18 protein-coding genes are annotated in these 20280 nt (G+C 61.1%); 8 read left to right on the top strand and 10 right to left on the bottom strand.

Annotated elements, in window-relative coordinates; genetic code table 11:
* Window positions 1-27: 27 nt before the first annotated feature.
* The gene (locus ACQK2L_RS10055; protein WP_425396824.1) at window positions 28-1341 is read left to right on the top strand and encodes an alpha-amylase family glycosyl hydrolase; all 1314 of its coding nucleotides are present in this window, start codon (window positions 28-30) and stop codon (window positions 1339-1341) included.
* A 41-nt stretch (window positions 1342-1382) separates the two neighbouring features.
* Here ACQK2L_RS10055 and ACQK2L_RS10050 read toward each other — a convergent pair whose 3' ends face one another.
* From ACQK2L_RS10050 to ACQK2L_RS10025, 6 genes are all read right to left on the bottom strand, one after another.
* On the bottom strand, window positions 1383-2510 hold the full coding sequence (locus ACQK2L_RS10050; protein WP_425396823.1) for a hypothetical protein: 1128 nt from the start codon (window positions 2508-2510) through the stop codon (window positions 1383-1385).
* Window positions 2511-2779: 269 nt separating this feature from the next.
* Window positions 2780-3469 carry a Uma2 family endonuclease gene (locus ACQK2L_RS10045; RefSeq protein ID WP_425396822.1) on the bottom strand — a complete coding sequence of 230 codons (690 nt, stop codon included), beginning with the start codon at window positions 3467-3469 and terminating at the stop codon, window positions 2780-2782.
* Window positions 3470-3546: 77 nt separating this feature from the next.
* Window positions 3547-4953 carry a carboxypeptidase regulatory-like domain-containing protein gene (locus tag ACQK2L_RS10040; RefSeq protein ID WP_425396821.1) on the bottom strand — a complete coding sequence of 469 codons (1407 nt, stop codon included), beginning with the start codon at window positions 4951-4953 and terminating at the stop codon, window positions 3547-3549.
* Window positions 4954-5103: 150 nt separating this feature from the next.
* Window positions 5104-5376 carry a hypothetical protein gene (locus tag ACQK2L_RS10035; RefSeq protein ID WP_425396820.1) on the bottom strand — a complete coding sequence of 91 codons (273 nt, stop codon included), beginning with the start codon at window positions 5374-5376 and terminating at the stop codon, window positions 5104-5106.
* Between the two features lie 290 nt (window positions 5377-5666).
* Window positions 5667-8462, bottom strand: coding sequence for a vWA domain-containing protein (locus tag ACQK2L_RS10030; protein WP_425396819.1), 2796 nt, complete (start codon window positions 8460-8462; stop codon window positions 5667-5669).
* 86 nt (window positions 8463-8548) lie between these two features.
* Complete coding sequence (locus tag ACQK2L_RS10025; protein ID WP_425396818.1) at window positions 8549-9076, bottom strand: RNA polymerase sigma factor; 528 nt, start codon at window positions 9074-9076, stop codon at window positions 8549-8551.
* Window positions 9077-9359: 283 nt separating this feature from the next.
* Between ACQK2L_RS10025 and ACQK2L_RS10020 the strand changes: the two genes are divergently transcribed.
* The 4 genes from ACQK2L_RS10020 to ACQK2L_RS10005 are packed head-to-tail and all read left to right on the top strand — an operon-like array spanning window position 9360 to window position 11947.
* Window positions 9360-9830: a hypothetical protein gene (locus tag ACQK2L_RS10020; protein WP_425396817.1), complete on the top strand. Its 471-nt coding sequence runs from the start codon at window positions 9360-9362 to the stop codon at window positions 9828-9830.
* A gap of 40 nt (window positions 9831-9870) precedes the next feature.
* Window positions 9871-10284: a TadE/TadG family type IV pilus assembly protein gene (locus ACQK2L_RS10015; protein WP_425396816.1), complete on the top strand. Its 414-nt coding sequence runs from the start codon at window positions 9871-9873 to the stop codon at window positions 10282-10284.
* Between the two features lie 40 nt (window positions 10285-10324).
* Window positions 10325-11365 (top strand): vWA domain-containing protein, encoded by a 1041-nt coding sequence (locus ACQK2L_RS10010; RefSeq protein WP_425396815.1) that lies wholly within the window; start codon window positions 10325-10327, stop codon window positions 11363-11365.
* A gap of 54 nt (window positions 11366-11419) precedes the next feature.
* A complete protein-coding gene (locus tag ACQK2L_RS10005) occupies window positions 11420-11947 on the top strand; it encodes a TadE/TadG family type IV pilus assembly protein (protein WP_425396814.1) in 528 nt (175 codons plus the stop codon).
* Window positions 11948-11995: 48 nt separating this feature from the next.
* Here the strand turns inward: ACQK2L_RS10005 and mqnE are convergent, their stop codons facing one another.
* Window positions 11996-13141, bottom strand: coding sequence for an aminofutalosine synthase MqnE (gene mqnE / locus ACQK2L_RS10000; RefSeq protein WP_425396813.1), 1146 nt, complete (start codon window positions 13139-13141; stop codon window positions 11996-11998).
* 246 nt (window positions 13142-13387) lie between these two features.
* Between mqnE and ACQK2L_RS09995 the strand changes: the two genes are divergently transcribed.
* Window positions 13388-14779, top strand: coding sequence for a thermonuclease family protein (locus ACQK2L_RS09995; RefSeq protein WP_425396812.1), 1392 nt, complete (start codon window positions 13388-13390; stop codon window positions 14777-14779).
* Between the two features lie 4 nt (window positions 14780-14783).
* Here the strand turns inward: ACQK2L_RS09995 and ACQK2L_RS09990 are convergent, their stop codons facing one another.
* The 3 genes from ACQK2L_RS09990 to ubiE form a co-directional block, all read right to left on the bottom strand.
* Window positions 14784-15818 carry a UbiA-like polyprenyltransferase gene (locus ACQK2L_RS09990; protein WP_425396811.1) on the bottom strand — a complete coding sequence of 345 codons (1035 nt, stop codon included), beginning with the start codon at window positions 15816-15818 and terminating at the stop codon, window positions 14784-14786.
* Between the two features lie 225 nt (window positions 15819-16043).
* The gene (locus tag ACQK2L_RS09985; protein WP_425396810.1) at window positions 16044-16724 is read right to left on the bottom strand and encodes a UbiX family flavin prenyltransferase; all 681 of its coding nucleotides are present in this window, start codon (window positions 16722-16724) and stop codon (window positions 16044-16046) included.
* On the bottom strand, window positions 16721-17497 hold the full coding sequence (gene ubiE / locus ACQK2L_RS09980; protein ID WP_425396809.1) for a bifunctional demethylmenaquinone methyltransferase/2-methoxy-6-polyprenyl-1,4-benzoquinol methylase UbiE: 777 nt from the start codon (window positions 17495-17497) through the stop codon (window positions 16721-16723). Before ubiE ends, ACQK2L_RS09985 begins: the two co-directional genes overlap by 4 nt.
* A 130-nt stretch (window positions 17498-17627) precedes the next feature.
* On the opposite strand from ubiE, the gene ACQK2L_RS09975 reads away from it, so the two are divergent.
* Window positions 17628-18383, top strand: coding sequence for a 2-phosphosulfolactate phosphatase (locus ACQK2L_RS09975; RefSeq protein WP_425396808.1), 756 nt, complete (start codon window positions 17628-17630; stop codon window positions 18381-18383).
* Between the two features lie 164 nt (window positions 18384-18547).
* The gene (locus ACQK2L_RS09970) at window positions 18548-20170 is read left to right on the top strand and encodes a glycine--tRNA ligase (protein ID WP_425397432.1); all 1623 of its coding nucleotides are present in this window, start codon (window positions 18548-18550) and stop codon (window positions 20168-20170) included.
* Window positions 20171-20280: the final 110 nt, after the last annotated feature.

The following is a 20280-nucleotide window of genomic DNA, read 5'->3' as shown; positions in this document are numbered from 1 at the left end:
AGCGTCGACCTCCCACAAAGCCACTTCATGACACGCAACGACATCTGGTATCACCTCTACCCGCTGGGCTTTTTGGGCGCGGAGGATCGGAATCCGGCGCCTGGTGCGGCGGAAGGGCCTGTCAGTGGTCGGTTGCGGGATTTGGTGGGATGGTTGGATTATTTTGTCGAGCTCGGCGTCACTGCGGTGCTGCTGGGTCCCGTGTTTGAATCGGAGTCGCACGGCTACGACATCGTCGATCAACGCCGCATCGATCGCCGTCTGGGCGACGAAGCGGACCTCGCGCACTTCGTCGACGAGTGTCACAAACGTTCTCTCCAGGTCGGGCTCGATGTCGTGTTTCACCACGTTGGCCGCGCTCACCCAAATTTTGTCGACGTGCTGGAGCGGGGGCGTGAGTCGGACCGGTGCGACTGGTTTCATATCGACTTCGACAAGCCGGGTTACGACGGGTTCAGCTACGAGAATTTCGAAGGCCATGGCGGGTTGGTGAAACTCAACCACTCGAACAGTCAGGTGCTCGACTGGGCGGTAGAGGTTGCTCAGCATTGGATCGACCGCGGCGTCGACGCGTTTCGCTTGGACGCGGCTTACGCCATTCCGTCCGATTTTCTGGCGGCGTTCTCCGATCGGGTGCGCGCGGCGAAGCCCGAAGTGATGCTCGTTGGCGAGATGATCCATGGCGACTACAGCGCGATGGTCCGCGCGTCGCGGCTGACGACCGCCACGCAGTACGAACTATGGAAAGCCATCTGGAGTTCGTTGAACGATCGCAACTTCTACGAGCTGGCCCATGCACTGGAGCGCCACGTCGAGTTCTGCCAGTACTTTCTGCCTTGGAACTTCGTCGGCAACCACGACACGACCCGCATCGCCACAAAGCTCACCGATCAGCGCCATTTGCCACACGCGATGGCCGTGCTGTTTGCGATTCCTGGCATCCCGGCCGTTTACGCGGGCGATGAGCAAGGCGCCGAAGGCACCAAATACGACCGCGAGGGCGGCGACGCGGAGATTCGCCAGCCGCTGCCGCACGGGCCCAGTGGTTTTTCCGCCGACGATCTCCCCCTCTGGCAATTGCACCGCGAGTTGATCGCCATGCGCCGCGCCCGACCGTGGCTCGTCGACGGAGAGCTCAAGGTAACGCACCTCGACAACCGCGCGCTGACGCTCGAAGTCCGTTCCGAGTCAGCCAAGCTGGTCACAGCGCTCAACACGGATGATGAGCCGGTCGCGTGCAACATCCCGCCGGGGCTCACACCGGTGGCGGGATACGCAACCACCAATCCAGGCGCGACGGAGTTGCCCCCGCACGAATGGGGCATCTGGTCGTCGGGGTGAGTGGGACCAGCTTCCGGGTCGCGCCCAACTTTGATGTGGCCTCAAACGCTACAACTGGCGACCCTAGTCGCGACTCGGCGTCCGCAGAGGCTTAGCAGCAGAATCGTCATCAGGAGGCTGCTGGGTTCTGGCACTCCGACGCCAGTTGTGGCGGTCACGACAGGCTGGCCATCGATGCAGTCGCCGCCGCCTTCGCCCGACTGAGCTTCGATGGCGCCGAGACTGTCGAAACTACCATCGGGGTTGTAAAGAATCTCGATGCGCCCCGCGCCGCCGCACCCTCCGAGATTGGTTGGCACGCTGCCGTGGCCTCCATTGGCTTGAATCAGGGTGTCTTGGTCGATGGATACGTCGAATGCGTGCAGTAAGATTCCTCCGCCACTGCCTCCACCAGCGCCGGCGAACCCGAGGCTGCCGCTGCCCCCATTGGCCAGTATCGACGCTCCTTCGAACTCAAGCGAAGTGAGTGCGCCGATCTCAACAGCGCCGCCCCCGGCTCCGCCGCCTCCGCCTAGTCGTTCGTTGCCTCGTCCGCCGCCGCCTCCACCTCCGCTGCCAGCGAAGAGGAGTTCGCTCAGCGGATCGCCATAAGGCGAGCCGCCGGGCCGGAATGTGACCGCGGCACCACCTTGTCCGCCCATCGTGCCGAATCCTGCTCCCGAGCCCGAGCCAACACCGCTGACCGAAGCACTGTTGGAACCCACGACGCCGTGCCCAGGACCGACGCCATCTTGACCGGAACTGAAGGGACCGCCGTTGCCTCCTCTGCCACCTCCGGCAACTCCAAGGCCACCAATGCCGGTGACGACATTCTGAATCGCGTCGATTCCGTCGGAGCCACTTACGTCGATGGTTCCCGACAGCGTTGCCGAGCCTCGAAACAATATCGCTAGAGCATTGTTGCCGATGACGGAAATCGTGTCTCCGCTTGCCAGCATGCTATCGCCATCGAATACGAATACGGCAATGTCCGGCGCGCCGCCTCCCTGAGGATGCAAGAGTCCGCCCGCGATGCCATCGAAGGTAAGCGAATCGGTGTTGATCTGAAAGTCGCCCGTGGGAAGAGCACCAAGCGAGTTGAAGTCACTTGGGTTCAACGGAGCACCAAGGCACCGATCGCCGTGTTGCATACAAACAATCACCACAGCCACTGCTATCAAGATTCGCATCGTACCCGGCTCTTGTTCTGAGGGAGCGTCCACGTGCCGGCAGCAGCTTGGCCGATTGCAGGCACATAGTGGTCAATTGGTTGTACGGCGTCACAGCGGACACATTGTAGTCTGATCCGATCCCCGCCACCACGAGTTTCTCGCGGATCGGCCAACTGGGTCCTCGAAACACTTGAAACAAGGGACCTATGCCCTCACATCAGCCAACGATAAGGCGTCAGAGGACGAGAGCTTGGAGAACATCGCTCAATCTGCGTCGGCTCTGTAACTCATCCCCGCGATTGAGACGCCCTGTCGAACAGGTCTCCCAGTCGCAACTGGAACCCGGGCAGCACTTCGCCACCGTCGAGGATGCCCTGCTCGTCGATTTCCGTTCGTTGGTTGCGAGCCGTGTAGACGTATGCAGTCTTTGTCTTGGGATAAATATACCAAACTAGCCGTACACCTGCGTGGAAGTACTCGTCGAGCTTCAATTCCATTTCCCGGTCGGTGTTGCCAGCTGAAATAATCTCCACGGCCAAATCGGGCGCAACTTCATAGACTGCTCTATCGGGTAACTTCCCACCAGGGAAACGGTCCCAGCGGATGAACGAGACATCCGGAATGCGCATCTTCGCCGGCAGAAGCTGCAAAGTTCCTTGTTCGCCAAGCACGATCCCCGGAGAATCCTTCTCAACGTGGCTCATGAGGATATGCCCTAGCATCATGGCGACTAACGACTCATAGGAACCCATCGGCTTCTCCACCAGTACACCGTCCACCACTTCGCAGATCGCTCCATCTCGAGCCCCTAACCGCAGTGCATCTTCCAAAGTAGCCAATCCTGGTGGCGGGTACATGCGGATGCGCTCGAGCGGTACATCTCCGAGGTGATGCTGCAAATCTGCGAGCGACCAACTCGAAGGCAAAGCGGGTGCGGGAATAGCGACCGTGGTGGTTGTGGGTGAGGTCGTCGACATGAGAATTCACTGCAACGGATTGGAATCTGTTTTCATTATCCCTCAGTTTGGGAGAGATGGCAATGCAAATCCAAAACTCACTCCGTCACAATAATCGTCTTGGTAATCTCCTCCCCGCCCTTCAGGTCCAGCAGCATTGGTTCGGACTTTTCGTCTTCCGAGTGGGGGTTTGGGTGGCCCCACATTTTGTAGCGGCCGGGGGGGACGTTCTTGAAGACGTGTTGGTTCTTCTCGTCGATCCTGGCCGAGCCGCCCCAGGAGCCGACCTTGTTGCCGCCCTCGGGTTCGATGGCCACCATGTACTGCTCCGGCACCTCGGTGGATTCGAACAACACGATGACCGTAATGTTGGACGATCGGAGCATTTCCAGATGGACGTCTTCACTCGGCACGGTAACGTCCAGTCCGAGTCCGGGGCGGCAATAGCCGTCCTTGTGAATGTAGATCGACGCGGTGCCGCGGGGCACGTTGGCGATGCGGAACTCGCCTGACTCGTTGGTGGTGGTCTCAGGCTTTCCGGCGGTGCGGTACGACTCCCCCTCGGCTACCGCCACGTTCGACAGGCGGACGTGGACGTCCTGCAGGGGATCGCCGCTCTTTGTAGTGACACGCCCAGTGACGTCGCCACCTTCGACAAGGTTGGAGTCTAGCCGTTGCCACCGCGGCTGCGCAGATGGTCGGGCGTAGCCCATGATCCGCGGCACGTAGCCTTCGGCGCGGCCAACCAACTGGTAACTGCCCTCCGGCGTGTTCTTGATCACCCACTTGCCGGCCTCGTCCGTCTCCACGGTCTTCACGGTCGTGTACTCGTAGCCGCCCGTCTTCTTGGCTACGTATCGCACGAGATCCACTTGCCCTGCGAGCGGCTTGCCCGACTCCTTGGCGGTCAGCTGGCCTTCGACCACGTGGCCATCGTCCGTGGTGAAGCCATGCGCCGATAGTCGACTGTCGACGACCTTCACGCCCTCGGGAAGTTTCACCTGGTCCCACACGATGTTGCCGCCAGTGTAGATGGTAAGCACGGTGGGCGGACCAATTTCGCGGTCGGCCGGGTCGGTGGGATTCAGATCGGCTCGCATGCCGGAGAGTTGCTTCCAGTTGGGCTCGCTCCAGACCATCAGTTGCCAGTCGATTCGCGCGCGTTTCTCCTTGTCGGCCTCACGGTTGGGATTGAGCCAAAAGCTGTGCCCGACACCATCTTCGACGACGATGCGTTTGTTGTCGTTGCGGATGTCCTTGAAGATGTCGAGCACTTCGTTGAGCGCGGCCGTGTCGCCGCGATACTCGCCATGGAACTGCCCGCCGCCAAACGGAGGCCCCTCCCAGTAGGCAACCCGCTCACGAACATTGAACGCCACGTCAGCACCCACCGGCCAGCCGGCGTTTTCCACGGGTTCGTCGCCGTCGCTGCCCATGATCAAGGCCAGCGAGGGCGCTGCTATGGTGAGCAGAACGAAAGTGGCAGCCAGCGATTTGATGCGCATGAGTGTTGACCCCTGGAAGAAACGGTCCCGCCGCTGCGAGGGAGTATACCACGCCCCAGACGACGGGCTATAGACTAAAGACGAAGCGGCGCGGTCGAGAGTTCCAAAGAATCTGTCACTCTCTGTGTGGTGGCTACTGAGGATTGGAGTTCAGAAGTCCCAGCCACGCAGGGCTGTCACTCGCAGTGCGTCATGCAGCATCAACTTGCGTCGAAGTTCTTGCCGCAGATCCTTGTTCACAACCAGGAGGCGAACGAAACGATCGACCTCCTGCTCATCGAGAGTACCATCCAGATAGGCCCAACAGAGTTGCTCCATCGTGTCCGGTTCGGAATTGGGATGGTCGTCGGCCATTTTCGCACAGCGGGCTTCAGATTCCTCTCCTGGCTGTGTAATGATCGCCAGGAGGGTCGAGTTTTGCATTTCCGCTAGTAACTCGTCAGCCGCTGTGAGAGCTTGGCAGAATTCTGAGAAGTCTTGAGAAAAAGATAGCATGCGACCGGAGCGGTTGAGGGGGATTGGAGAATGACGGAGGAGAGAATCTGTCAGATGAAGTGTTGGCTACTACAACAAACGCCTTGCTCGCAAGCGCGCTTCATTGCGCCTCTTTGTGGCAATACTCGGTCTAATTGCGGACGCTGGGCCTAAGACGGGCGTGGCGTTTGGCCGTGGGAGATATCGTGTGCGACTCCACGGCCCTAACGCTTGCGCGATCATTGGTCACTGGGTGCTTCGACATCGTCTTCAGCCGGTGCATCTTCAGCCGATGGATTGTCTGCTTCCGCTTCCGGTTCCACTGCTGGCTCCGGATCTGCTTCCGTCTCTGGCGGAATCGGCGGTGGCATGACTTGCTTCGCCTTGCGGACCAACTCGACGAACTCGGCGCGGTCGCCTTCGGGGTCGTCGCCCTTGGTGCTATCGGCAATTTCGATCACCGCGTCGTAGTTGGCGTTGCCCTTGTACTGCGAGTTGCGAAGCAGCATGCCGAAACTGGCGACCGCGGCAGCGAACTGCATGTCGGTCGACGCCTGGCCGAAGCTGTGACCGCTATCGGTCACCGGCCACTCGAGCTTGCTGCTGGTATCCTCGTCCGGTTGCTTGTAACGCATCTTGAGTGTCAGCAGTTCGTCGGTCTCGGCCGCGTCGGTCAGGCCCGAGGGGTGTTGGTACTTCAGCTCGTCGACGTCGGGCTCCTGGAAAGCTTCGCCCGTGGGCACGATCTCGTACAAGCAGGTCACCGTGTGGCCAGCGCCGATCTCGCCCGCGTCTTTGGTGTCGTCGTTGAAGTCCTCGGTCTTCAGCATGCGATTCTCGTAGCCGAGCAAGCGGTAGCCGAGCACCTTCGCCGGATTGAACTCCACTTGGATCTTCACGTCCTTGGCGATGGTGACCAGCATGCCGGTCATGCCTTGGACAAAAATTCGCTCGGCTTCGCGCTCGTCGTCGGCGTAGTAGTAGTTGCCGTTGCCGATGCCGGTGATCTTCTCCATCATCGCATCGTTCAAATTGCCGCGTCCAAAACCGATGCAGGAGAGGAACACTTTGGTGTCTTTGGCCTTCTGCTCGACCATGCGCTCCAGCTCGGCCGTGTTGGTAACGCCGACGTTGAAGTCGCCGTCGGTGCAGAGGATCACGCGGTTGGTGCCGCCGGTGATGAAGTTGTCTTCGGCAATCTGATAGGCGAGCTGGATGCCCGCCCCGCCGGCGGTCGAGCCGCCCGCCTGCAAGTGCTCTAGCGCCGCGAGAATCGTCTCCTGCTCGGTGCCCGGGGTGCTAGGCAGGGCGAGGCCTTCGCTCGAGGCGTACACCACGATGGCCACGCGGTCGTTCTCGCCGAGCTTCTCCGCGAGCTTCTTTAGCCCGTGCTTCACCAGTGGCAGCTTCTCGGGGTTGTTCATCGAGCCGGAGACGTCGACCAGGAACACCAGGTTCGACAGCGGTCGTTTTTCGGCCGCGATCTCGCGACCCTTGATGCCAACGCGAACCAACCGATGCCCCGGCTGCCACGGACAGGCGGCCGTCTCAACGTGCGCAGCGAAGGGAACACTTTCCTCCCCTCCTCCGCTTGCGGGGGAGGGGGTGGGGGCTGGCGGCTCGTAGTCGTAGTCAAAATAGTTCACCAATTCTTCCAACCGCACCGCGTCGGGCGGCGGGACCTGGCCATTCACCAGCATCTGGCGGACGTTGGCGTAGCTGGCCGTGTCGACGTCGATCGAAAACGTGCTTACCGCCTCTTCGCCGATAGCCGCGATGAACCGGTTCTCGTGAATCCGCTCGTACTGATCGCCCGGCGCGCCGGGGCCGAGCCCTTCGCCGTCGGGGCTGCCGTGCCACTCGGCGTTCGGATTAAGCAAACCTGGCTCGCCAATGTTGTTGTCACGCGGCCACCGCCGCCCATTAGCACCTGCATAGCCCCAGGTAGGGCGCTCGGTTGCCAGGTCCGCCCAAACATTAGAATCCGGGTAAACAATGGGAGGTTCTGAGGGCTGCGGGATGCCTGCCAGTTCGACGTCATAGGAATCGAAACTTTTATTGCGCGAGGGTTCCTCGACGCCGCCAGCGAACTCAGTAACTCCAGCATCGGCGTTCACACCGAAGCGCACTTTATGGTCCGGCACCGCGGCCGTTTCGTCGCGGGGACCACGGGTTATCGAGTACTTACGTGTCGCAGCCTCCATTGAGTATTCCTGCTCCACACCGCGACCACGCCCGAGACCGTCCATAGCGGCGGCCTCTTTGGCGAGTTGGACCTCCGCCTCTGGAGCAAAGAACTGGACGTCGTCCTGCATGTAGTAGCCGGAACGCAAGCGGCCGCTACCGATCGCCGCTGCCTCCTCCCCACCGCTGCTACGATCGGCAGCTTGCCCCTGGCCGGCGTCTTGCTGGGCCTCGTCGTACAGGGCGATGGGCTCGTCTTTCGCCTGCCAGCTCAGCGAATCGGCAGCCGGTGGCGGAACCTGCCCGCCGCCCTGCTGGCCCTCGCCGCTGGTGCCCAGCGTGTTAAGGTTCACGCCGTTCAAATTGCCTTGCGCGGAACGATCACCGCCGGATTCTATTTCCACCGTCGATGCGAGGATATCGAGCGAATCGTTGAAATCCTCGTTGGCTTGCCCGCCATCCCTTACGATGACTCCGTAGTCATCCTTCGCAGCGTTGCGTTCAAGACCTTCAACGGACGACTTTCCGGCAGCGCGCGGCTCATTGGCAGCCTGATTGGCAGCTAGCGCGTATTCGTCGCTGGTGCGCGACGCCAACAGCGCGGCGATCAGCCCACAGTTCACCAGCACGCTGGCCGCGAGCACCCAACTGCGAACGTTCCATGAACGCGATACGGTGGTGGTCGCCATCGTTACGTCTCCTGTCGTGGACGGATCGGCCTCGGTAGCGGCCGAGAGAATCTGCGCCGAAAGGTCGGGCGGCGACTCGCCACCCAGACGCTCCTCGAGCGCTCGAGCGACTAATTGATCGCGCCACTGGTCGGTGTTCGGGTTTTGGGGTTCTTGGGACATAGTTACTCACAACAAATATCAGCCCTCGACGGAAGTCGTGGGGCAGCGCAAACCCTCGACCTGCGTCGCGGGCTAAGGAACACTCGTCACTGGCTAGTCAGCTTCCGCTCGATGCAGTCGCGCAAGGCGTCGCGTGTGCGGCGGAGCAAGGTTTTTACGCCTTCGGGTTTCAGGTCCAAGCGGCTCGCGATTTCTTCGCGGCTCAAGCGGTCGGTGTATTGCAGATTGATCGCCTGGCGGGCGCGGCCGTCGATGTGCTCCAGGCAGCCGTCCAGGGCTTCGAGGTACGGATCGCCCGGCCCGTCGCCCATGGTCTCGGCCCACACTTGTTCGGCCGACTCCAACTCCACCTCGCTGGGCTGCCGGCTCTGTTTGCGGCGAAGCATCAGCAATCGGCGGCGGGCGGTAGTGCGGAGGTAACCGGCCGTCTGTCGGTCGGACTCGTGGACAAAGTCGGACCGAAAAACGGCGAGAAACGTCTCCTGCACCAAGTCGTCCGCCTCGGTGGCCGTGGCCCCCAAGTATCGGACGTACCGCCAGATGGTGGCCTGATGGTGGGAGACCAACAGGGCCATTTGGTCGCTTACGGCAGGTGGTGGAAGGGGCACGCTCACGGCGGTCATGCTACCAAAGTGCCGATCGAGGGCCGAAAGGGGTCTGGAAAAACTCCGATTCTTCCAGGGTGGCGGTGGGCTCGTCCCTCGCCGCGCTGACCCTTCGCTTTGTTGCTGTTCCCTTTCGGGAATTCTCCATCCCGTGCCGCGGCCGCAGAATCGTCACACCCCACATGGGGGTAACCCGCCAGTTTCTCAGTTTCGGCCGTCAATTGGGTATCTCCGACATACGCTTGAACAACGGTTTTCGCCCGAAATCCCGAAACTCCGCAGGTCCAGAGCCATGGCCCAGCCCAAGAAGCGCAAACGCATCTACGTCGATCAACATGTCCAAGGCGGCATTGTCTTGCGACTGGTGTTGTTGTGGGTAGCGTCCACCGCAGTGGCCGTGGGCGTGTGGTTCGTGATGCAGTTCTTCGCCGACCCGACGCAGGGATTTGCGTTTTACCTGGACGGGGCGGGCAATACGCTGCTGCCGCTGGTGTTGGCCTTTGGCGTGACGCTGCCGATCGCGGTGCTGCAGTTGCTGCGGTTCACGCATCGATTCGCTGGCCCCGTGGTGCGGCTGCGGCGAATGATGAAGGACCTGGCCGATGGCCAAGACGTGCCGACCTTGAATTTTCGCCCCAACGACTACTGGCTCGACCTGGCCGACGAATACAACCGCGTCGCCGAGGCTCTGAAGCAGTCGCGCAGTCGTGTGACCGAACTGGAAAAACAACTAGAGCAGCAGCAAGAAACCGTCTCGGTTTAGCTGCTCGCTCGTTTGAATCACTGCCCGTTGTATGTCTGGAATGATGTCCCCTACGAAACGTCGCCCCCGCCACTCGCGCCACGGCACCGCCACAGTGGAACTGGCCGTATGCCTGCCCATGCTGGCGCTGTTGGTTTTTGGTTCGATTCAGGCAAGCAACCTGATTTACCTGAAGCACGCCCTGACGTCGGCCGCCTACGAAGGCACGCTGGAGCTGGCCCGCGCCGATGCCACGCCCGATTCGGTCGAGTTGCGCGTCGAGCAGGTTCTCTCGATGCACGACATCGACAAAGCGACCGTCGACATCTCTCCCAGCGGCGGGACGTTCAACAACCTGTCGGCCGGCAGCCCGGTGAGCATCCGCGTAAGTGCCGATGTCGCGCCGAATCTGTCGTTGATCAACTGGTTCCCCTGCCCCGACACACTGGAGTACACCGCGGTGGGACCCAAGTAGCCAAATCCGCTATCGTTTTTTCTAGCTGCGCCATTTGATTATGCAATTCAATCGCTCACCACAGCGTGGTTCCATTCAACGACGTCGCCGCGGCGCTATCCTGCCAATGGTGGCGGTGCTGCTGCCGATATTGATCCTGATGCTCGGCTTCTCGGTCGACCTGGCGTTCATGCAGGCGACACGCGCCGAGCTGCGCACCGCGACCGACGTAGCCGCCCGGGCCGCCGCCATCACACTGGCGGAGACCGAAAACAAGCGCGACGCCAAGGACGCCGCGGTTGCCATGGCTCGGCTGAACAAAGTGGCCAACAAGCCGTTGAGGCTCCGCCGCCGAGACATACTGATTGGTCGCTCCGAGCGCAACGGCGCCGGGCAGTGGGTGTTCGTCGAAGGCGACAAGCCGTGGAACTCGGTCCAGGTGACCGGCGATCGTCGCAGCACTTCGCGTGGCGGCGCGGTCTCGCTGTTCTTCAGCTCCCTTTACGGGGGCAAGGAGTTCGAACCCACGGTCACCTCGATCTCCACGTTCATGAACGTAGATGTCTGCCTGGTGCTTGACCGCTCGGGCTCGATGAAGGGGCAGAAGCTCAAGGACCTGCAAAACGCGGTCAGTGTGTTCCTATACGAACTCGACCAAACGACGTCCGACGAGCAAGTGGCCCTGGCCAGCTACTCGTCCAACGCGTCGCTCGACCTGAACCTTTCGACCGACTACGGACCGATCCGGAAGAAGGTCGGCAAGTACAAGGCCGATGGATTCACGGCCATCGGCGAGGCGCTCGAGAAAGGCATCGACGGCGTCACCGGCGCGAACCATCGCAAACTTTCGGCACCGATTATCGTGCTGATGACCGACGGCAATCACAACCGCGGCATTGAGCCGATCGTCCCTGCCAGAACGGCCGCTGCGCAGGACATCGTGGTGCACACCATCACGTTTGGCAACGACGCCGACCTGACGCGGATGAAAGCCGTGGCCAAAGAGACCGCCGGCACCCACTACCACGCTTCCAACGGGGCTCAGTTAGTCGAAGTGTTCCGCACCATCGCCAGAACCCTGCCCACACAGCTCACCCAATAGTTGTGCAGAGTGGCCCCGGGACAACAACCTCTTCATTACATCGCACGCTCACTTATGCTCAACCACCGACTCCAACTTCGATCGAAAGACACTCGCCGTGGCGCCGCGACGGTTGAGTTTGCACTCACGCTGCCGTTGCTGTTGTTGTTGGTGTTTGCGGGCATTGAATTCAGCCGCGCCAATGTGCTGATCAACACCGCCAAAGTGGCCGCCGCCGAAGGTGCGCGGCGCGGCATTGTGTTGGGAACCACCGCTGCCGACGTGAAGGCGGCCGTCGACCGCGAACTGTCGATGGTCGGCATTGCTCACGCCGATGTGGTGGTCGAACCGGCGATCGTAACCGACGACACCAAGGTGGTTACCGTGGGGCTGAGTGTGCCGCTCGACGCCCGCAACGGGTACGTCACTCCGCGGTTCTTCCTGGGCGAATACGTGTGGAAGATCACCGCCATCCCTCGCGAAGCTAAAAACGACGCCAACATGGACAGCCTGCTGGCAAGCTCGTTCGATCTGGTGGAAAAGAAGCTGCAGGCCAAGGTTGCAGCCGACGCGAAGGGCACAGACAAGGATGACGATGACTGAGCCCTGAATGGCCCGGCTCGCTCGCAAGCATCGCCAACCGAGAAAGCCCTACACGTTCGCCACAATCTGCTGCCCGGTCTGCCAGGCGTCGCCATCGCGTTCGATGCGGCGGTACAGCGTATCGCGCTCGATCGGTTCGCGGCCCGCTTCGCGGATGAGGTGCTGAATCTCGTCGACCGACATGATCTCCGGCGTCTTCGCGCCGGCGTCGTGGTAGATCAGCTCGTGCCGCACCGTGCCGTCCAGATCGTCCGCGCCGTAGGCGAGCGCCACCTGCGCGGTGCCGACGCCGAGCATGATCCAGTACGCTTTGATGTGCGGGATGTTGTCGAGCATCAACCGGCTGATGGCCATCACGCGCAGGTCCATCAGACTCGACGGCTTCTTGATGTTCCGCTCGGCGCCGAGCTTGGTGTTATCGGGATGAAACGCCAGCGGAATGAACGTCTGGAACCCGCCGGTCTCGTCCTGTAGTTCGCGCAGTCGAATGAGGTGATCGATGCGGTGGTACGGCTGCTCGATGTGGCCGTACAGCATGGTGCAGTTGCTCTTTAGGCCCAACTCGTGGGCAGTGCGATGCGTCTCGAACCACCGGCGGCTGTCGGCTTTGTGCTCGCAAATGTGGTTGCGCACCTCGGGATGAAAGATCTCGGCCCCACCGCCCGGCAGGCTGCCGAGGCCCACCTCGAGCATGTCTTCGAGCACCCATCGGATGTCTTTCTTGGTGAGCCGGCAGAACCAGTCGATCTCGACCGGCGTCCACGCCTTGAGGTGCAGCGTAGGGTAGGCTTCGTGCAACACTTCGAGCACCCGGCGATACCAATCGTACTTCGCCTGATGGTGCAGCCCGCCGACGATATGCATCTCGGTGCAGCCGTTGTCCATCGCCTCGCGCCCGCGGGCGAGCACCTGCTCGTCGTTCATCCAGTACCCCTTCGCCTGCCGCAAGTCGCTGCGGAACGCACAAAACGTGCAGCGATAGACGCAGATGTTGGTGGGGTTCAGGTGCGTGTTGATGTTGTAGTAGGCCGCGTTGCCATTCTTCCGCTCGCGCACCAGGTTCGCGAGCTCGCCAATCTCCGGCAGCGGCGCCTCGGGCGACTCAAGCAGTAGTCCATCCTCGGCCGTGAGCCGCTCACCGGCTTCGACTTTCTCGCGAATGGGTTTCAGAATGGGGGAAGTGGTTTGGAGCATGGGTTCTCGTTATTGACGCGATTCACGTAGGGTGGGTCAAACGGCTCTCAGGCCGCGCAGACCCACCGTGCCATGATAGGACACACAAGCGAACGCCCGATCCGTCGCGACGCCTTCCTAGTATAGCGCAAACGGGGGTAGTTCGACCACGGGCAGGCAGGCGGCCCGCCGCCCTGAATTTGTCTGGCGGTGGCCCGTCCCCTAGAATGGAAGCGTCTTTCATTTCTGTTCGAGGGGAGGGAACGGATGCGACGAAAATGCCGCATAATCTCTGTGGCGATTGGCTGGTCACTGACAATTTCCGTGGCAGGCCAACCGATTGCCGAGGACGACCTGCTACCCGCCGAGCAGGTTACAGTCGCCCGGGTGACCACCGGTGACTCTTTTTACGTCCGCACGTCGCGCGGCGGTTATCGTATCCGCTTGTTGGGTGTAGCCGCACCGCGCAAGTTGTTCGACGAGCCTAACTTCAAAGAGTCGAAGCAAGCGCTGCAGAGTCTGCTCGCCGGACGGGAACTGCGGGTCCGGTTGCGCGAGACGACCGAGAACGAAACCGGACCAAGGGTTGGTTTGGCCTGGCTGGGCGACGACCTAGTGAATCGTTCGGTCGTCGCATCTGGCTACGCGTGGTACCAGCCCGCCGAGTTCGCATCGCCCGACATGCAAACCGCCTTCGATGAAGCCAAGCAGGCCAAACGCGCGCTGTGGGGCAAGCAGGATCCCCCTGTTCCCCCATGGAAGTCGGAAGCCATTATCGAGCAGCTGCGAGTTCATAGCGACTCGAGTATTTCGGCACGCGAGGTTTGGAAGTTCCACCAGGAATACGAGAAGCAGTACGTCGATGCGATGGCGCTGCTGGAGAAAGTTCGAGCCTATCACGATCCGCAGGGACAACGCGATAAGCTGCGCCAGGGACAAGTACACATAAGGTGCACGGCTAGCATTCCAAATACCAACCCAGTTCAGAACGTCGACATGATCGACGCCCAGTTCGCCTGGGTGCTACCCGACCGATTCTACGGGAAGGGAGAGCTGAGGTTCTTCGAGCAGCAGGAATTCGAAATCGCACTCAGCCATGGCGCGGGATGGCTCTCCGTTGACGGGAACCTGAATGGCATGCCGGACGCCGCCAAAGGCGCTGATGGGATGGAGATTCGTTCGGTACTTCTCCCTGTCCATAGCCTGGCGGCAGTATTCGCCCCCAGCAGCCTCGCCAAATTGGGCGAGTCCACTCAGGACCCGCTTGGACTGCGATTCTATGCCCATCTTCACGACACCAAATCGAACACCGACTTCCTGATCGTCCGCCCGTTGGTGCTCGGCGACGACGACATTCCTTTCCCCCTACTAAGAGCAAAATACATCGCCCTGGCTTTCGATCCCCAAACGGGGCGGCAAGTAGGCCTAGCGCCCGTCCGGCGATTTTCGAAGCGCGAAAAACTGCTGGGCTTTCTCCCTCCGCATGCGACGAGTGTCCTACGCATCAGCGAAGAGCAAACGGTTGCAGGCATGAAGCTACCAAAGACAATCGATGTGATGGGTGGAAAAGTCCAATTGGCCGATTGGGTATTGGGATCCGTGAAAGACGAAAAGGTCTTCAACAAGCCCCAACCCGCAGCGCCGGTGGGAAATGAGTGACGCTCTACACCACTAGCAAATCCACGCACGTCACCACGAGCAGTCCGATGCTGATCACGGCGTTTACGTGGAAGAAGGCGAGGTTCACACGGTCGAGGTCGTCGGGCTTCACCAGGCGGTGCTCGTACACCAACAGCCCGGCTACGGCCACCACGCCCACATAGTATAGCGCACCGAGGGGGGGATAGACCACCGGCAATAGCGCCAATAGCAGCACCGTAACCGCGTGGCACCCGGCCGCCAAACGCAAAGCGCCGGGCACACCGAGCCGTACCGGCACGCTGTGCAGCTTCGCCTGGCGGTCGAACTCGAAATCCTGGCAGGCGTACAGGATATCGAACCCCGAGACCCACGCCAGCACCGCCCCGCCGAGCACCATCGGCGGCAGCAGATCGAGCGGATATTGCATCACGTCCTCGCCCCGAATGGCAATCCACGCTGCGATCGGACTCAAGGCAAGCGACGCTCCGAGCCAGAAATGGGCCAGCGACGTAAACCGCTTGGTCAGGCTGTACCCACAAAGGATCAGCAGCACCGGCACGCTGAGGTACAGTGGCAATTTGTTTGGCAGGAACAGGAGCGTCGACGCGATAAATGCCAAGCTGCAAGCGATGGTGAACGCGGTGACTTGCGCTACGCTCAAGATGCCGGCGGGGATGTGCCTGCCCGCGGTTCGCGGATTCTCGGCGTCGATCTTGCGATCCACGAGCCGATTGAACGCCATCGCGGCGCTGCGTGCGAAAACCATGCACAGGAGGATGCCGAGGACTTCCTGCCAGTGGATGCTATGCAGGAAACACGCGAAATAGTAGCCACGCTCCGTGGTAGGCGGCTCGTTCCAGAATGGCAAGACAATACCGTGGTTGCCGAAACTGACAACAGACGGCCCTTCCCTCAACATCTCTGAAGGCGGATCGACGCGAAAATCGATCCCGGTTAGCCACCAAGCCATCACCGCACTCATCAGCGCAAAGGGCAACGCAAACAGCGTGTGGCTGAAGCGGATGAGGGACAGGAGGTGGTTGATGGTTCTTAGCAAATCAATCTATGTCACGCAGAGAGCGTAGGATGGGTCAAGCGAGTCTCAGCTCGCGCGGACCCATCATGTTTCTCAATGCCCAATGGCAAAGTACTCAACGACCAATCGCCTGTGCGTCATGCATTGGTCGTTTCGTGTTTCGTAATTGCACCGCGATGGGTCTGCGCGAGCTGAGACTCGCTGGACCCATCCTACATCCTTCTCTCCATACGGAGTATGGAGGTACTATTCCGTTCCCCAGCGGTCGACGAGGCCGTTGTCGATGCCCAGTTGATCCAGAATGCGGGATACGACGAAGTCGACCAGGTCCTTGACCGACTCGACGCCCTGATAGAACCCAGGCGAGGCAGGCAGCACCACCGCGCCGGCTTCGGTGGCGCGGCGCATGTTGTCGATCGCCGGCAGCGACAGTGGTGTCTCGCGCGGCACGAGCACCAGCTTGCGACGTTCTTTCAGGTGTACCTCCGCCGCGCGCTGGATCAGATTGCCAGCCACACCTCCCGCGACCGCGCTGAGCGTGGTGCCCGAGCACGGGCAAACGACCATGCCACCGGTGAGAAACGATCCGCTCGCCACCGAGCACATGTAGTCCTGGTAGTGGTGGTAGTGCAGCTTGCCGCGGCGGACGATGCCGCTACCGAGCACGTTGCTGTCGCCGGTGGAGACCTCGGTGATCTCGGCCAGCGTGTTGCCGCCGCTCGAGCGCCCCGCGCCCAGCAGCAGCGAGTCGGGCGTGAAGTCGCCGAGGTCGACGTGCAGGTCGAGTTCCTGCCGAATCACCTCGCGACCCGAGGGACTGATCGACAGGTGCACATCCCGCCCGGCGGTGAGCAGCACTTCCACCAGCCGCACGGCGTACGCCGCTCCACTCGCCCCGGTGATTCCAACAACGATCGGCCTGTTCACGCTTTGGTTCCCTGACCCCCGAACCCTAAATCCTGAATCCTCTTTTCCCCTACATACAGTGTAGCGATGCCGAAGGTCATCGGGTAGAAACGCACGTTCTCCAGGCCGGCGGCCTCCATTCGCTCGGTGAGTTGCTCGTACTGCAGGAACTCGCCGACGCTCTCGGGCAAGTACTCGTAGGCGGCTGAGTTGTTGCGCATGACGAACTGCCCAATCCGCGGCAGCACGTTGCGGAAGTACCAGCCGTACAGCGCCTTCATCGGCTGACGGCGGGGCGTGGTGAACTCCAGCACGGCCACCTTGCCGCCCGGCTTCGCCACGCGGGTCATCTCCGCCAAACCGCGGTCGGTGTCCGACACGTTTCGCAACCCGAAGGCCACCGAGACGATTTGAAACTCGTTGTCACCCGCGGGCAGGTTCTCGGTGTCGCCTTCGACGAACGCGATTCGACCGCTGGAGCCACGCCGCGCGCTCTTCACTTCGCCCAGCTCGAGCATCTCGTGGCAAAAGTCGGCCGCCACGATGGGCACTTTCCCGCGCGCTCCCTTGTCGAACGCAATCGCCAAGTCGCCTGTGCCGGTGCAGACATCGAGAATCGGCCCGGCATCGGCTTGCGGTTTGAGCTTTCGCACGGTTCGCCACCGCCAGTAGCGGTCGACGTTCATGCTCAGCAGGTGATTCAGAAAGTCGTACCGCGGCGCAATCTCGCCGAACATCCGCTGGACGCGTGTGGAAGACTTGTCGACGGTGTGTTCAGCACTTGCAAGCGACATCTGGCGAGCCGGAAGCGTCAGCGCCCGGAGGATTGACCGTGGTTTTCAACAAACTCCGGGCGCTTACGCTTCCGGCTCTCTTGGGTTCCAATAGAACAAAATTGCCTCCATTTTCCTACGGTCCACCGCGATGCCCGAACTGCACGTCCACTACCTGCCGCATTTTGTCCGCGAACACGATTTGGCCGACGCCACGGTGGTGGTGATCGACCAACTGCGGGCGTCCAGCACCGTGTGCCACGCGCTGGCCGCGGGCGCGCAGGACGTGGTGCCGTTTTTAGAGGTCGACGCGGTGCTGGCGGCGGCCGGCGAGTACGAGCGCGACCAGGTGCTCCTGGGCGGCGAGCGGGGCGGCGAGCGGATCGACACGTTCGACCTGGGCAACTCGCCCAGTGAGTACACGGCCGACGTGGTGTTCGGCAAGCGAGTGCTGTTCACCACCACCAACGGCACGCGGGCCATCAACCACGCTCGATTGGCGTCGCGCGTGTTGATGGGCGCTGCGGCCAACCTGACCGCGATGTGCGAAGCGGTGGCAAGCGACAAGATGGTGCACCTGCTGTGCGCGGGCACCAACGGCCACGTGTCGCGCGACGACCTGCTGGTCGCCGGCGCGATCGCGCATCAGCTTTCCCAGGGGGAGCAGTTCCGACTGAACGAAGGCGCCCAAGCCACCCGCGGCGAGTGGCAGGAACTATTGAGCGCCGCACGCGCCAGCGGCCGCTCGTCGAGTGAACAGCTAGCAATCGAACTGCGCGACACCCCCGGCGGCAAGAACCTGCTGGCGATCGACCACGACGAAGACCTGGTAGCTTGCGCGCAAATCGACTCCAAGCCGGTCGTGCCCGAACTTGATCGGGACGCGGGGTGTCTGAGGTTGTTATAGGGAGCGCACCGGTGCGAAACGTGTCATCCTTCAGTCGCTTAGGCTCCCTCAGAATGACATACAACCGCAATCGCTGCCCCTCGCCGCATTCTCGCGATAGCGGTAGAATGCGTGTTTTAGCCAGCTAATCGTCGTCGCCCCGAGTCGAGGCTTCCCAAATGGATATGGAAAAAATCGTATCGCTCTGCCGTCGCCGCGGATTCTTGTTCCAGTCGAGCGAGATCTACGGCGGTTTGAATGGATTCTGGGACTACGGGCCGTTGGGCGTGGAGTTGAAGCGGAACGTCAAGGAAGCGTGGTGGCGCGACATGGTCACGCAGCACGACGACCTCGACGTGCTGCCGGGAGCGCCGAGCACTTACGAGATGTGCGGACTCGACTGCACGATCATCATGCACCCGCAGGTGTGGAAGTGCTCGGGACACTTCGACTTATTTGTGGATAAAAAAGTTGATTGTCGAGAATCGAAGGGGCGTTATCGAGCCGATCACCTTGAATGTTTCCCTATTCACAAGGGTGAATTCGATACTCCTGAAGATAGACTTGGTTACGTATCATTCACCGATCCCGGTGACATTCTAGAAAAACTGGATTCCAGCACTTATCACAAAAAGCTCCAGAAGATATTCGGAACGAAAGAGCTTCGAGTAAGTCTCTCATCTGTGACCTACGAATCACTTCCACCAGAAGAACAAGCTAGAGTACTTGGACCGGATGCTAAAGAACCCGGCACGCTCACCGAGCCACGTGACTTCAATCTGATGTTCCCCACCACCATTGGAGCATTGGCCGGTGAAGAAGGACGCGCGTTCCTGCGTCCCGAAACCGCGCAGGGCATCTTCGTGAACTTCAAGAACGTGCTCGATAGCTCGCGGGTGCGGATCCCGTTTGGAATCGCGCAAGTTGGAAAGAGCTTCCGCAACGAGATTACGCCGCGGAACTTCACGTTCCGTTCGCGCGAGTTCGAGCAGATGGAAATCGAGTTCTTCTGCCACCCCAAGACCTCGAAGGAGTGGTACCAGTACTGGCGCGACCGCCGCTTCAAGTGGTACATCGACCACGGCCTGGCCGAAGGACGGTTGCAACTGCGCGATCACGATCCCGACGAACTTAGCCATTACTCGACCGGCACGGCCGACATCGAGTACGCCTTCCCATTCCTGGCCGAAGGAGAGTTTGGCGAGCTGGAGGGAATTGCGCACCGTGGCGACTTCGACCTCCGCAGCCACATGGAGGGAAAGCTCGACCCCAAGAGTTGTCCGCTGGAAGTGGAGATGGGCGAGGACGGAAAACCCAAATACAAGGGATCGGGGCGCGACCTGACCTACCGCGACGACCTGACCAACGAGCGGTTTACGCCGCACGTGATCGAACCTTCGGCCGGAGCCGATCGGGCGACGCTGGCGTTCATCTGCGAAGCGTTCACCGAGGACGAAGCGCCCGACGACAAGGGCAAAATGCAAACCCGTACGGTGATGAAGCTCCACCCGCGGCTCGCACCGATCAAAGCAGCCGTGCTGCCGCTGGTGAAGAAAGACGGCATGCCCGAAGTGGCGAAGGACCTGTACCGCGCACTAAAGGCGAAGTTCCCCGTGTTCTACGACGAAAAGGGCGCCGTGGGACGCCGCTACCGCCGCCAGGACGAAGCCGGGACTCCGTACTGCATCACCATCGACGGCGACACTTTGACCGACAAGACAGTCACGCTGCGCGACCGCGACTCGCTGGAACAAATCCGCGTGAAGCTGGACGACGTGGTGAGCGAGATTGAGTCGCGCGTAGGGTAAGAAGGAATTCGACGCGGATGCGCGCGGATTGTAGCGGGTGCACGCGGATTCTCCATACATAGCCCGCGGCGGAAGCCGCGGGTTCGTTCGATTCTTAGCACCAGCAGGAA

Origin of the sequence: Aeoliella sp., assembly GCF_965227375.1 — a bacterium.
In the GTDB taxonomy this organism is placed as follows: domain Bacteria; phylum Planctomycetota; class Planctomycetia; order Pirellulales; family Lacipirellulaceae; genus Aeoliella.
Note: the sequence above shows the minus strand (reverse complement) of the source record. Positions and strands in the feature narration are given on the sequence as shown.

What these genes read in the sequence shown, in the direction of transcription:
- ACQK2L_RS10040 (WP_425396821.1), bottom strand. Translation starts at nt 4,953, where the DNA reads ATGCGCATCAAATCGCTGGCTGCCACTTTCGTTCTGCTCACCATAGCA.
- ACQK2L_RS10010 (WP_425396815.1), top strand. Translation starts at nt 10,325, where the DNA reads ATGCAATTCAATCGCTCACCACAGCGTGGTTCCATTCAACGACGTCGC.
- ACQK2L_RS10055 (WP_425396824.1), top strand. Translation starts at nt 28, where the DNA reads ATGACACGCAACGACATCTGGTATCACCTCTACCCGCTGGGCTTTTTG.
- ubiE (WP_425396809.1), bottom strand. Translation starts at nt 17,497, where the DNA reads ATGTCGCTTGCAAGTGCTGAACACACCGTCGACAAGTCTTCCACACGC.
- ACQK2L_RS10020 (WP_425396817.1), top strand. Translation starts at nt 9,360, where the DNA reads ATGGCCCAGCCCAAGAAGCGCAAACGCATCTACGTCGATCAACATGTC.
- ACQK2L_RS10035 (WP_425396820.1), bottom strand. Translation starts at nt 5,376, where the DNA reads ATGCAAAACTCGACCCTCCTGGCGATCATTACACAGCCAGGAGAGGAA.
- ACQK2L_RS10015 (WP_425396816.1), top strand. Translation starts at nt 9,871, where the DNA reads ATGATGTCCCCTACGAAACGTCGCCCCCGCCACTCGCGCCACGGCACC.
- ACQK2L_RS10030 (WP_425396819.1), bottom strand. Translation starts at nt 8,462, where the DNA reads ATGTCCCAAGAACCCCAAAACCCGAACACCGACCAGTGGCGCGATCAA.
- ACQK2L_RS09970 (WP_425397432.1), top strand. Translation starts at nt 18,548, where the DNA reads ATGGAAAAAATCGTATCGCTCTGCCGTCGCCGCGGATTCTTGTTCCAG.
- ACQK2L_RS10045 (WP_425396822.1), bottom strand. Translation starts at nt 3,469, where the DNA reads ATGTCGACGACCTCACCCACAACCACCACGGTCGCTATTCCCGCACCC.
- mqnE (WP_425396813.1), bottom strand. Translation starts at nt 13,141, where the DNA reads ATGCTCCAAACCACTTCCCCCATTCTGAAACCCATTCGCGAGAAAGTC.
- ACQK2L_RS09975 (WP_425396808.1), top strand. Translation starts at nt 17,628, where the DNA reads ATGCCCGAACTGCACGTCCACTACCTGCCGCATTTTGTCCGCGAACAC.
- ACQK2L_RS10050 (WP_425396823.1), bottom strand. Translation starts at nt 2,510, where the DNA reads ATGCGAATCTTGATAGCAGTGGCTGTGGTGATTGTTTGTATGCAACAC.
- ACQK2L_RS09995 (WP_425396812.1), top strand. Translation starts at nt 13,388, where the DNA reads ATGCGACGAAAATGCCGCATAATCTCTGTGGCGATTGGCTGGTCACTG.
- ACQK2L_RS10005 (WP_425396814.1), top strand. Translation starts at nt 11,420, where the DNA reads ATGCTCAACCACCGACTCCAACTTCGATCGAAAGACACTCGCCGTGGC.